The sequence below is a fragment of the Microbulbifer maximicatervae (SeqCode) genome (genome assembly GCF_052466985.1).
Genome location: NZ_CP174298.1, coordinates 1136415 through 1148732 on the forward strand (window position 1 = coordinate 1136415; position 12318 = coordinate 1148732).

At 46.7% G+C, this 12318-nt stretch carries 10 protein-coding genes; 7 read left to right on the top strand and 3 right to left on the bottom strand.

Annotated elements, in window-relative coordinates:
* Nucleotides 1–78 precede the first annotated feature (78 nt).
* On the top strand, nucleotides 79–1188 hold the full coding sequence (locus ACJJI3_RS04945; protein ID WP_413662047.1) for an LLM class flavin-dependent oxidoreductase: 1110 nt from the start codon (nucleotides 79–81) through the stop codon (nucleotides 1186–1188).
* Nucleotides 1189–1402: 214 nt separating this feature from the next.
* Nucleotides 1403–1867, top strand: a complete 465-nt coding sequence (locus tag ACJJI3_RS04950) for a GNAT family N-acetyltransferase (protein ID WP_282932853.1) — start codon at nucleotides 1403–1405, stop codon at nucleotides 1865–1867.
* Between the two features lie 120 nt (nucleotides 1868–1987).
* Here the strand turns inward: ACJJI3_RS04950 and ACJJI3_RS04955 are convergent, their stop codons facing one another.
* Nucleotides 1988–2521, bottom strand: a complete 534-nt coding sequence (locus ACJJI3_RS04955) for a Dps family protein (protein ID WP_282932852.1) — start codon at nucleotides 2519–2521, stop codon at nucleotides 1988–1990.
* A gap of 261 nt (nucleotides 2522–2782) precedes the next feature.
* Here ACJJI3_RS04955 and ACJJI3_RS04960 point away from each other — a divergent pair, with 261 nt between their 5' ends.
* The 3 genes from ACJJI3_RS04960 to ACJJI3_RS04970 all read left to right on the top strand — a co-directional run bounded on the left by ACJJI3_RS04960 (nucleotide 2783) and on the right by ACJJI3_RS04970 (nucleotide 7908).
* Nucleotides 2783–3274 (top strand): hypothetical protein, encoded by a 492-nt coding sequence (locus ACJJI3_RS04960; protein WP_444941693.1) that lies wholly within the window; start codon nucleotides 2783–2785, stop codon nucleotides 3272–3274.
* A 615-nt stretch (nucleotides 3275–3889) separates the two neighbouring features.
* The gene (locus ACJJI3_RS04965) at nucleotides 3890–5935 is read left to right on the top strand and encodes a S8 family peptidase (protein ID WP_444941694.1); all 2046 of its coding nucleotides are present in this window, start codon (nucleotides 3890–3892) and stop codon (nucleotides 5933–5935) included.
* Between the two features lie 587 nt (nucleotides 5936–6522).
* Nucleotides 6523–7908, top strand: coding sequence for a S8 family peptidase (locus tag ACJJI3_RS04970; protein ID WP_444941695.1), 1386 nt, complete (start codon nucleotides 6523–6525; stop codon nucleotides 7906–7908).
* Between the two features lie 100 nt (nucleotides 7909–8008).
* On the opposite strand, the gene zigA is transcribed toward ACJJI3_RS04970, so the two are convergent.
* Nucleotides 8009–9214, bottom strand: a complete 1206-nt coding sequence (gene zigA / locus ACJJI3_RS04975) for a zinc metallochaperone GTPase ZigA (protein ID WP_444941696.1) — start codon at nucleotides 9212–9214, stop codon at nucleotides 8009–8011.
* A 127-nt stretch (nucleotides 9215–9341) separates the two neighbouring features.
* Complete coding sequence (locus ACJJI3_RS04980) at nucleotides 9342–10595, bottom strand: tyrosine-type recombinase/integrase (RefSeq protein ID WP_444927858.1); 1254 nt, start codon at nucleotides 10593–10595, stop codon at nucleotides 9342–9344.
* Nucleotides 10596–11404: 809 nt separating this feature from the next.
* On the opposite strand from ACJJI3_RS04980, the gene ACJJI3_RS04985 reads away from it, so the two are divergent.
* Together ACJJI3_RS04985 and ACJJI3_RS04990 are read left to right on the top strand one after the other, a co-directional pair.
* Nucleotides 11405–11974 (top strand): hypothetical protein, encoded by a 570-nt coding sequence (locus tag ACJJI3_RS04985; protein ID WP_444941697.1) that lies wholly within the window; start codon nucleotides 11405–11407, stop codon nucleotides 11972–11974.
* Nucleotides 11975–12130: 156 nt separating this feature from the next.
* Entirely contained in the window at nucleotides 12131–12283 is a 153-nt protein-coding gene (locus ACJJI3_RS04990; RefSeq protein WP_444941698.1) for a hypothetical protein, read from the top strand.
* Nucleotides 12284–12318: the final 35 nt, after the last annotated feature.

The following is a 12318-nucleotide window of genomic DNA, read 5'->3' on the forward strand; positions in this document are numbered from 1 at the left end:
ATACCTTGAATTGCTCTTATGGAAGTGTAAAGGAGATTTGAACCGCTCCGTAGAATCCCTTCTTTTGTGCTAATGAAAATGACACTTACCGTAGGTTTGTGTATATGGCGAATATATGGTCATTTATTTGCTATTGACTCGTCTATAGATGCAGGGTTCAAAGTTCTGGGCTTTAGCAATCAGCGAGAGATGTTTTTGGTTATGGGTCACTCAATTAGCAATATTAAGAAGTCACTATTCTGGCTTTTGGACTATCACCCGGAGGTCGAAAAATATCCCAGTTTGTTGATGAAGCACTGCATAGAACATACGGTGTTGTCTGAAAGAGCTGGCTTCAATAGTGTTTGGTGTGCAGAGCATCACTTCCAGCATCTGGGACATATTCCCAACCCTGCTGTTTTCCTTTCAGCGCTTTCCCAATTGACTAAAAGGATACGCCTAGGTTCGGGAGTTTCTATCTTACCCTTAAGGAGCCCGATTCAGGTGGCAGAGGACTATGCCATGTTAGATATTTTGTCTGCGGGGCGCCTCAACATGGGAGTGGGTACTGGTGGGCAACTCTTGGAGTCAGAAGGAATGGGGTATGACTTTTCAAGCCGAGGGGAGAGATTTAAGAATAACCTAGCTGAGATTCAAAAGCGCTGGAAGCTGGCTTTAGAGGGCCATAGAGGAGTTGAGTCCTTAAATATATCTCCTGTGCAAAAGCCTTCTCCCCCAATTTACATCGCGAGCAATAACCCCGAAAGCGCATATAAAATTGGAAGGTCGGGATATGGCCTGATAACAATTGTTGCGCCTTCAACCGAGAATATTGATGAAATCGCTGTGCGAATTGAGCAGCATCGTCAGGGATTGGCTGATAGCGGCTTTGGTAAGGACCATGCGGAAAGTGTAGTTACCATCTTCTCCCAGGTGGGGGAATCGGAAAAGGACGTGAGGTATTCAGTAGAGCCTGCATTGGCCCGTGTGATTTCTTATCTTTCCGGTAACAAAGTCTCAGATGCTTCGGGGATATACAACTGTATGCGTGATAAAGGAACTGGGCTTTTTGGTACTCCAGCGGAAGTTCAACAAATGATCGCTCGTTATCAGGATATTGGTGTTGAACATATGGCATTTATCAATCGATTTGGTGGCTTGGATTGGTCTGTTGCTTTACGTAGCCTCGAATATTTAGGAGACATTTAAGAGGCGATCTATAAGCGCTGGGATCAAGGTCTCAATAAACCGGCCCCTGATTAAGGGGCTCATCCCCTTCACTTAAGAGCAATTCAATAGAGAGTTGTCCGCTTTCTTTCCTACGCACCCAGCTTGCTGCCAGTAAAAATTGCTGATAGATTCTAAATGTGATCACATTTCAGCTGGGCAAAAATGTAAATAAGTTAAAGGGAAGGGATAGTTTATGGTGAGTCCGATTGTAAGGGCCGGGGTGGAGCAGAGTAATGAAGTCGCAGGACTGGTAACAAAATTGCTGCAAGCCCTTGTCGGTCATAAGCGCAACATCGATCCAGAGGTGATGGCAGTAACGGCTAAGAAGCTGTTATCACAAGATAATGGATTCCATGCTTTCCTATATCATGTCGATGGAGCTCCTGTAGGAGTTATTACCCTATCCAGATCTGCCGCTATTTATGCCGGAGGCAACTACGGGGTAATCGAGGAGCTGTATGTTGAACCAGGGTTCCGCTCGCAGTTTATTGGCAAGGCTCTTTTGGCTGAGGCGATCAGCTTTGCGAAGGAGGAGGGCTGGCCACGGTTGGAAGTTAGTACTCCAGAAAGAGAAAACTGGCAACGAACAATTGATTTTTACCTCCGAGAAGGTTTCCTCGAGAATTCGGTCGGGGAGAGGTTGAAGCTGGAGCTGTAGCTCTTAACCTGAAAAGGAAAAGGCCGCTTTGGAAAATGAAAGTCGTATTGGTTGAGTTTGATCTGACAGGGTAATTCAAAAAGTAGCGCTGTCTGCCAGATCAAGCTTGAGCCAAAGGGCTCAGTGGTGTGTCAAACCAGAGCTGCGACTAGCCTCAAACAAAAACCATGACCGCTTTTCTGCCTGATCAATATACTCTTCCAGCAAGCTTGCGGTAGCAATATCTCTATGCTCATCACAAAGTTCGTGGACTTTACGCATACTTGAGATCATTTCCCGGTTATCTTCGCCTAGCTCTAACAACATATCTTGCGGATCTACATACTCGGCATCATTATCTGAAGATCGCTGTAGCTTAGCGATATGGCCAATGGAGCGAAGTGTAGTGCCTCCTAGTTTGCGCACGCGCTCCGCCAGTGCATCGGTCATCTCAAATACTTCATCGGCTTGATCATCGAAAAGCAAATGATAGTCCCTGAAGTGGGGGCCGCTAACATGCCAGTGAAAGTTCTTTGTCTTCATATATAGGCTGAAAGTATCTGCCAGCAGGGTATTAACGGCGATAGTAATGCTGGCCCTCGCACTCTCACTTAAATCAGACGGGGCGGCTAGCCTGGATTGTGTGCCTACCGCTTCTCCAGTTGCTTTTCTCATATCAAACCTCATAAGTTATGACAAAGGGACAGGTGTGGCAGTCGTTGTCTCCATGGCACTAGATTAGACACCTATATGGCGACTAGCCATTCATAAAAGGTTGGAAGCCAGAGAGAACCAGCACATTATTTTTTCATCGGTCTTATACTGGTTGATATATCTCAAGCGTATATGGAGGAGTCTGTTTGAGATACAAAGCGGATCAATCTGATTTATTCTGAGGCTCTTACGATAAGTAATGCAACTACGGAGAATTTCTAAGTGGTCAGCAGCTTCCGCAAAGACGAGTTATCTAGAGGATTGTGTAATCTTTTGACGGAAGCATATCTAAAGGTAAAAGACCTTGGTTATGATGAGATAGTTACTGAGTTTGATAAGGTTGAACGCACACATGCCCCGCATATTCAAGAATATCCAGATTTAATATTAGAAACAAAGCGGCGTGTCGCTGAAATGAAATTCTTATTGCTCTCCTCAGATAAAGGCTTACCTTTTGAAGTTATTCAAGGTCTTCACAAGGATGTGCGCGACTTGGGGTATTTAAACATTGATAGCGAAGATACGCTGGAAACAATTTTTTGTCGGCACTGCTTAAACCACCAAAAGTATGCTCTTGCGATTGAAGTTGCTACTGCTCTTAAAAAGAGTGTTCTCTCTGAGCTTGATAGCTCTCGTGACAGCAAAGAGGCCTATGCCTATAAAGCTATAGCCAGGTGTGATCGTTTAATTTCACTGGCGAAAGAACACCTGTAAAGACCAAGATATAGCAGCTATACAACTCGGAGAAATTAGATTTGCTGCTGATTTATCAAACGGTGAATGGTTAGCTCAAGTAAGTGGCTGATAACTAGTGTCGATTAAAGTAGTAGATTTTTTCTTTTCTTTCATGCTCGCAAGAGCGCCCATCCCTCATTGAATCAACTTACCAATAATCAAAAGTCATAGTTAAATAAAATATTTTTGATGTGATATAACATCTCCTTATACTTAAGAGATAAGGCCGTATTTTTTGTCATAAGTGATCTGTTAATCCTCTTTGGCTATGTCTCTCGTGAACCATTCCACACTTTTTTGCGGAAAAATATTTATTACCAAAGTTTTTTGTAGAGATTTAAAACTTGTCATCGCAGTCCACATGAGTTTCGAGATCTCCATTGAGGACAACAATTTCCAAGTCGTTATACATTTGTACCAAGTTGAAACAATGGTACTAATTTCGCTCAAGCTAACTAAATGATCCTAAATTCAGCAGTTTTTGGGCTTTCCCTTTATAGAATTTATTTAGCTAAAGCGGGGCGGTTTAGGAGTAACCGATATCGAATAATTTTTTGGTATTGGAATAAATATAACTTCGGAGAAACCACAATAATGAATTTATCTTTAAAATTTCTTTTACAAAAGACGGCTTTAGCAAGTGCATTCTCATTGCTATGCACTGCGCCTTTTGGTGCCTATGCGGAAGAAGCGGATAACAAGCTGCTAACTGATCGCATTATCGTTAAGTACAAAGAAAGCGCTAAAGTTGGACGGGCCGCTACTATGGCTCAGGAAACTGTGGAAAAAGCTTCCCGTCGCGCTGGCCATAAAATGCACCATCTGCGCCGCATAGCTACTGGCGCTCAGGTAATGCGCCTGGAAGGTCGAAAAAATAGAGCCGAAGTAAATGCAATTATCGATCGCCTGAGGCAAGACCCGGATGTGGAGTACGCAGAACCAGATCTGATCTTGAAAGCAGTGGCTGTACCTAATGACCCAAGTTACCTCAATCAGTGGCACTACTATGAATCTACCGGTGGTTTGAACCTTCCATCAGCCTGGGATACCACTGCGGGTAATGGGGCTGTGGTCGCGGTACTCGATACTGGTTATCGACCCCATGCAGACCTGGCGGCCAACATTTTGCCGGGCTACGACATGATCGACGATACCTTCGTTTCCGTAGATGGCGATGGTCGCGATAGCGATGCCACCGATCCGGGTGATTGGTATAGCTCTGGTACTTGTGGAGATAGCTCCTCAAGCAACAGTAGCTGGCACGGTACCCATGTTGCCGGCACTATCGCTGGCGTTACCAACAATAATCTTGGTATCGCTGGTGTTGCCTATGAGGCCAAGATTGTTCCTGTCCGTGTGCTCGGCCGTTGTGGTGGCTATACGTCAGATATTGCTGACGGCATCATTTGGGGGGCTGGCGGTTCTGTCAGTGGACTGCCTGCCAATGCGAATCCCGCCGACGTACTCAATCTCAGCCTTGGCGGCAGCGGAAGCTGTGGTACTACTACACAAAATGCCATCGATACTGCTCGCAGTCTCGGTGCGACGGTTGTTGTAGCCGCTGGCAATAGCAATGCTAATGCAAGCCAATTTACTCCTGCCAGTTGTGATGGGGTGATCTCAGTGGCTGCGACTAATCGCAGTGGCGGTCGTGCTTACTACTCTAACTACGGCAATGTAGTAGATGTTGCAGCGCCGGGTGGAGCACAGAGCTTCGCCAATGACTCCGACGGCGTCCTCTCTACCTATAACAATGGTGCTACTGACCCCGGCAGTGATAGTTACTATTACATCCAGGGCACCAGTATGGCGGCACCTCATGTGGCCGGTGCTGCAGCATTGCTCTACTCTGTAGACCCTACCTTGACTCCAGATGAAGTTGAATCAATCCTCACCAGTACCGCACGGAGCTTCCCAGCTTCTTGCAGCAGCTGTGGTTCAGGTATTGTCGATGCAGCAGCGGCCGTAGCCTTGGCTAATGGTGGAGGCGGCGGTGGTGGCGGTAACGACGGCGGTGAACTTGAAAATGGTGTTGCTGAGACTGGTATCGAGGGTAACAGTGGTGATGAAATTAACTTCACCCTAGAAGTGCCTAACAACGCTACAGACTTGTCTTTTGTAATGTCCGGTGGAAGCGGCGATGCTGATCTCTACGTTCGCCATGGCAGCGCCCCCACAACCAGTACCTATGACTGCCGCCCCTATACTTCAGGCAATAATGAAACTTGTGATATCGATAACGTACAGGGAGGAACCTATCACGTCATGGTACGTGGATATAGCTCCTTCTCTAACGTTAGCCTCGTAGGCAGCTACACCGCAGGTGGTGGCGGTGGCGGTAGCGACAGTTGGGAAGAGACAAATCTCAGTGGTTCCCGCAACAGCTGGCAGCACTTCACTATCGACGTTGATAGCGGAGCTTCAACACTGAGCGCCGTAATGTCTGGTGGCAGTGGGGATGCAGACCTCTATGTTCGTTTTGGCCAAGAGCCCACCCGCACAGCGTACGATTGTCGTCCTTACGAGTGGGGTAATGATGAAAGCTGCAGCATCAGCAATCCAGACGCAGGTACCTGGTATATCAGTATCCGCGGTTACTCTGACTACTCTGGAGTTTCTTTGAGTGCTAGTACTGAGTAAATGGGCCAACTCCCACTCGACAGGTTCCTGTGGGGTGGGTTGATAGCTGTTCTACTCAAATAATGCCAGTCAGTTAAGCTGACTGGCATTTTCATTTAACACGTTGATCTCCGCAGAATCCTTTCCCAGTTATATTGCCGGCAATATCACCAATTCTGTGATGATCATTTCCATTGCTCGATTAAAGCTCGTTTTATCAGAGTGGATTAACTTCAAGCTCCAGCCTTTTCTTTAAAGTTGATAAATTTCGAAAAGTATTTTGCAGCCTTTCTGTGCACAGTGATTGGAAAGCCCTTAGTTATCTCTATATCGGTGCAAAGACAGATAAATAAGTTTGTTTAGGTGGAGGCTGTCACAAGAATAGAAAGAGGCCGGCAATCACCTAAGAAGGATACATCGGTTGCCACTACTATCCCTGTGGGCAAAATTGAAACACTGGTACTAATTTTGTCTCGATATCCAGCCATGACTTGCTCAGGCATATATCTTGCGTAAAGCCTAACGTGCCCTGTCATAACAGGGACAGTGGTACTAATGGTTAGGATGTTACACCCCGTCGGCTAAATCATCATGGAGAGATAACAATAATGAAGTCACTGTTGAAAAAATCCACTCTAGCAGGTGTGTTTTCACTTCTATGTACAGGCTCCTTCGCCACCCAAGTGGATAACCTAAGTAGTTCCCCAACAACTGACCGGATCATTGTGAAATACAAGCAGGATTCCACGATCGGACGGTCAGCGAGCATGACTCAGGAAACTGTGGAGAAAGCCTCTCGCCGTGCGGGCCACAACTTGCGCCACTTGCGGCGCATGGCGACGGGTGCACAAGTCATGCACCTGGGGAGCCGAAAAAGCCAAGCCGAGATCAACCTGATAATCAACCGCCTAAAACAAGACCCCAATATTGAGTACGCTGAGCCCGACTTGATGATGCACCCTATGGCGGTCCCTAATGACCCCAGCTATTACGACCAGTGGCACTACTTTGAAGCTGATGGTGGACTGAATTTGCCCGCAGCCTGGGATGTAACTCAGGGGGAGGGCGTGGTAGTAGCAGTTATTGATACCGGTTATCTCGCTCACACAGACCTCATGGACAACTTGCTGCCTGGTTACGACATGATTTCGGATTCCGATATCGCTGTAGATGGGGATGGCCGTGATAGTGATGCCAGTGATCCCGGGGATTGGTATACCGATAGTTACTGCGGAAACCCACTGTATCCCGAATTTGATAGCAGCTGGCATGGCACTCATGTGGCCGGCACCATTGCTGCCGTCACCAACAACAATATGGGTATCGCTGGGATAGCCCATAAAGCAAAAGTGCTCCCCGTTCGAGTACTCGGCCGCTGCGGCGGTTACACATCTGATATTGCTGATGGCATTGTCTGGAGCGCTGGCGGCTCGGTTAGTGGTGCACCAGCCAATGAAACTCCGGCTCAAGTGTTGAACTTGAGCCTGGGGGGCTTTGGCCTCTGTGGAAGCACAACTCAAAGTGCCATCAATACAGCCCGTAGCCTGGGCGCCACAGTTGTTGTTGCCGCAGGTAACTCTGGGCGGAATGCATTCTGGTTTTCGCCGGCTAACTGTTCAGGAGTCATTACAGTATCCGCGACCAACCGCTCCGGAGGACTTGCTTACTACTCCAACTACGGCAATGTGGTCGATGTCGCTGCCCCCGGAGGTGAAACTAACTCGGTGGAATCCGATGGCGTTCTCTCTACATTAAACAGCGGCGCGCGAACTCCCGGTAGTGATAGCTTCGCTTACTACGCCGGCACCAGCATGGCCGCTCCACATGTTGCCGGTACAGCCGCACTTATATATTCAGTCAAGCCCGATGTTACACCAGATGAGGTTGAATCCATTCTCACCAGTACAGCCCGAAGTTTTACAGGCTCATGTCGGCGCTGTGGGTCAGGCATTGTTGATGCGGCGGCAGCCGTTGAGGCCGCTATAGAGAATTGAACTGTCGAAAGGCGCTAGCTTAATAAAAGACCGACATTTCGTCGGTCTTTTACACTTTCCCACTAAAGGATCTAGCCAAGTACAGGGGTGAGGTTAATATTCATCCTTGTTCCCATGCGGGAAATGGATCATTCAATGTCGCCCAGTATTCTTTGCCTCGTAGCACTTCGTCCTCGCTTAGCAGGCAGTCATCAAGCGCTTTTGTCATGCTGGTTTGATTCAAACTCTGGCCAATAAATACTAGTTCTTGCCGCATATCACCAAAGGGTTCTACCCATTGTTTTTCAATGGAGCTGCGATAATTTTCGTCTGTGGGCCAGTTTTCTTTGGGGACAGCTTTCCAGAACATCCCAGCGAACCCATAGTGGGCAATACCTCCCGCTTGACTCCACTCGCCTGCAAACTCAGGGCGGGACGCCAGCCAAAAATACCCTTTGGAGCGAATTAACTTGCCGTGCCTCTCAGTATTGTGCAGAAATTGATGAAATTTTTCTGGATGGAAGGGTCTACGTGCTTCGTAGCTGAAACTGCTAATGCCATACTCTTCCGTTTCAGGAATATGTTCACCTCGCATCTCTTTGAGCCAACCAGGTGCTTGCTGCGCGCGCTCGAAGTTAAATAAGCCGGTACTTAGAACCTCGTCAATATCGACTTGCCCTTGAGAGACCGGAACTATTTTTGCCTGCGTATTTAGAGTTCGCAGAATGGCCTCTAGGCGCTCAATATCAGAAGGGCCAGCTAAATCTGTTTTACTGATCAGAATGACATCTGCGAACTCGACCTGGTCGATCAGCAAGTCAGTTACACTGCGTTCGTCGTCTTCGCCTAATGATTCACCAGCATCCTGTAAAAATACGGCCTCGTCATAGTCCTTTAAAAAATTGACTGCATCGACCACCGTCACCATTGTGTCCAAACTGGCAACATCAGAGAGAGAAACACCATTTTCGTCGGCAAAAGTGAAGGTTTCTGCAACGGGTAAGGGTTCAGAAATCCCTGTTGATTCAATAACGAGATAATCAAACCGTCCTTCCTGCGCAAGCTTAGTGACTTCCTCCAGAAGGTCTTCCCGCAGAGTGCAGCAAATACAGCCATTACTCATTTCAACAAGCTTCTCCTCACTACGGTTAAGAGAAACTTCGCTCTGTACTTTCGTCGAATCAATATTGATTTCACTCATATCATTGACGATTACAGCAACTTTTTTGCCTTCGCGATTGTTCAGTATGTGGCTAAGTACGGTAGTTTTACCGGCACCTAGAAAACCTGAAAGGACGGTGACAGGGAGTTTGTTTGTATGTGCCATTAGCCTCTCCGCACTCTGAGTATTCATCCATGTGTACTAGGTTAATCAGATGGTGTGCAATGATATATCGTATCTGTTGCGGGTCAAGCTATTTCATTTATATGAGGGTAGGGGTAGGGCGGTGGTATTACCGCTCCTCCTTTACCCGCTTACTCCGCCCACTTTCATGCCGCTCCCGCATATCGGAATCAATGTAGCGATCGGTCGTAGCCATACTTGCATGGCCCGCATCATCGCGCACATGCTCGCGGGGGCGGTACTTCACATCTTCAGAAATACCCGTATGGCGGAGCCAGTGAACAGTAGCAGCCTTAAGATCTTCAGCATCCTCCCCTAAGCCTTCTTCAACCATCCGTTGGTGGGCAGCATCAAAGCAGTTTTGAACAATCAGGCGAACCTGTCGGGTACTGGTAACCGGTCCCTTGCCACGGGACTTGTGCACCAGAGGTGTCTGCTCATTAATGCTGGGCAGAGCAGGGAGCTGCAAATAATTTCTGTAGCGCTTCAAGGCCTTCAACATTTGATCGCAAACAGTGATCGCCCGGCCTTTGTTACCTTTACCCGTAACGTGAAACCACCAGTTTCCGTCGCGATCTTTCTTGAAATCACCCATAACTGGTGCCGATCTTTCATCCGCAACCAACTCAGAGATTCGCAAATACATAGCGAATAGGGCGTTCATAATGAATAAAGTTCGCTCGTGATCAGTTGGTGATGTCTCGGCCATGATCTCAGCAGTCTCCAGGACATAGTCCCACTGCAAGTTGCTGATTCGGCGCACAACCTGGCTTTGTTGCTCACGTCGAACAAACTTACTTTTCTGGCGAATCAGTGCCACAGGATTGGCTGGAACCAAGCCTTCTTGATAGAGAAAATCGAAGAAGGATGATAATGCAGTAAAGGTGCATTTGATCGCTGCCTGGGATGGCCGGAACTCCTTAGGAGAAGCTGTCTTGCCAGCACGAAACTCAACTTTGGATACACTGACTACGAATGGTCGCCAATCGGCATTCACAACGCGCTCGCCATTTTGTGTTTTGAATCTGGCAACATTTTTAGTTCCGATCCAGGCAATTGGCGGCTCAATGCAAAACTGCACAAACTCCTCAATGTGTTCGCGCTTCAGAGTCATTATTGAAACTTCTTCAATGCGCCACGCCCATTGCAGCAAGCGCTCAAGTTCACGGCGGTAGCTGTTAAATGTTGCCTGGCTGCCGTTGTAGCTATAAAGAAACTTAAGCGTGAACTCCAGATCGGTATCAGCACCGGGAATCTGCTTGCTGAGATAACGGCTAGCTGAAAAGCTGGTGCAGCGGAATGGATTCTCAAGATTGCTCAGGTTGTCGATGATTGGTGCTGGTGGCCGGTTGGAAGCAGACATAGAAATATGGAGTTGTTGTTGGAATGCGGTGGACTGCCAAGTAAAGTACTTAATCAGTATTCATAAAAATCCGCTATTAATCAATAAGTTACCATAATTTTTGCCAGCTAAAGTACTTAATTGAACGACCAGTATAGGTCTTGGATAAGGTCTTCAATCCCGCCTTGTCTTCAACTACTCCTAGTATGCTTAGAGATAGTTTTTAGCGATGGCATAGCATACCCCTCTCACTAGCCCGGAATTCGACGTTCCAACGATATAAAGATACCGGGAAAGATTGATATTGCTGTTTATACAAATACAAATGGTATCGACATCCCGCTCTGTGCAATTGAGGTTAAGGGGTTCAATCCAAGTAAACAGTTAATCATTAAAGACCTTGAGCGAAACTCTGATTATTTTTGTTTAGCTTCGCATTCCGGGGCAACAACCTTACCCTTTGCCGTTTTTATTGCACTACATAGCTATAAAAGGGTTTGGGATGACAAGAAAGAGAAGTCAAATATTTTAAAAGTCAAAAATCGCTATGAGAAGTACATTTCTGGCAACAACAACCTAAAAAGTCTGCACCAGAAAGTGGGTGCCTTTACAATTCGCCGTGGGGTACTTCCAGACCCCAATGATCCATATATTCAAGAGCATGGATTGCAAGGTAATGAAGACTATCACTTAGTAGGTGTCGTCATTACAACGAAGAAAAATCTAACGATTCAAAGCACGCCGGCGTAGAAAAGCTGCGCCGGTGTTTGAGGTCTTAGGCTTAAAAACATACGTTGCAACCTGTTGCAGCTTGTTGTAGTCTTGCGGGCATGAAGACAGCAAAAATCTTATCCGATGCAAAATCGGCCCCCTCAAAGAAGTCACTTGAAGCTCACCGTGAGGCAATTCTACTTCTACGCGCGAAAGGATACACATGGCGTGAAATTTCAGATTTTCTCGCTGAAAGAGGAGTTAATGCAGACCACACCAAAATATATCGCTTTTTCAATAAACCCAAACCAAAAGCTAACAGGAAGTTAACCATGAATGTAATCAGCTCTCAAGAATATGAAAATGCGTTACAACAAATTTCAATCAGCGACAAACAAAAATTGATGCTGAAAGCCCACTATGAGGCTCCGAATAGATCAATCACTTACACTCAATTGGCACAGGCTGCTGGATACGATGATTATGCAGTAGCCAATCGTCAATTTGGACAACTTGGGCGAGACCTTGGAGAGGCTGTTAGTTTCCATTTTGCTGACGCTGAAAATCGCCCAGGAGAAAAGTTTTATAGTAGTTCTATAGGCATGCCTAATGCCTATACAACCGGTGAGTTTCAGTTGGTAATGCATCATGAACTTTCTAAAGCAATTCAAAATCTGCAAATGTTTTGAAAATCTAACAATCGGATTCACTCATATAATATAAAGCTTACGCGCACCATTGAACCTGAAACGATCGATAAAATATTAGCCACGGATGCAGTTGAACTTGCAGGTAGAATGACAAGCAAGGACACTTAAGGAGGTCACGGGTTATGGAAAGGGATCATGGCTAAGTTGTTGGCGATTGTTGAAGTCGAGAAGGGTAGATCCATTCGATGTTGCGCTGAGGTCTGCAATAGACCCGTATATAAGCGGATTCACGTTATTGAAAAAGATGATAGATCGATCCTGGTTCTGGGCGCTACGGTGCTCGCCTAAACGCAACATCTCCATCACCGACCACGCCCTGGAAG

What these genes read in the sequence shown, in the direction of transcription:
- zigA (WP_444941696.1), bottom strand. Translation starts at nt 9,214, where the DNA reads ATGGCACATACAAACAAACTCCCTGTCACCGTCCTTTCAGGTTTTCTA.
- ACJJI3_RS04970 (WP_444941695.1), top strand. Translation starts at nt 6,523, where the DNA reads ATGAAGTCACTGTTGAAAAAATCCACTCTAGCAGGTGTGTTTTCACTT.
- ACJJI3_RS04980 (WP_444927858.1), bottom strand. Translation starts at nt 10,595, where the DNA reads ATGTCTGCTTCCAACCGGCCACCAGCACCAATCATCGACAACCTGAGC.
- ACJJI3_RS04950 (WP_282932853.1), top strand. Translation starts at nt 1,403, where the DNA reads ATGGTGAGTCCGATTGTAAGGGCCGGGGTGGAGCAGAGTAATGAAGTC.
- ACJJI3_RS04985 (WP_444941697.1), top strand. Translation starts at nt 11,405, where the DNA reads ATGAAGACAGCAAAAATCTTATCCGATGCAAAATCGGCCCCCTCAAAG.
- ACJJI3_RS04945 (WP_413662047.1), top strand. Translation starts at nt 79, where the DNA reads ATGACACTTACCGTAGGTTTGTGTATATGGCGAATATATGGTCATTTA.
- ACJJI3_RS04965 (WP_444941694.1), top strand. Translation starts at nt 3,890, where the DNA reads ATGAATTTATCTTTAAAATTTCTTTTACAAAAGACGGCTTTAGCAAGT.
- ACJJI3_RS04955 (WP_282932852.1), bottom strand. Translation starts at nt 2,521, where the DNA reads ATGAGAAAAGCAACTGGAGAAGCGGTAGGCACACAATCCAGGCTAGCC.
- ACJJI3_RS04990 (WP_444941698.1), top strand. Translation starts at nt 12,131, where the DNA reads ATGGCTAAGTTGTTGGCGATTGTTGAAGTCGAGAAGGGTAGATCCATT.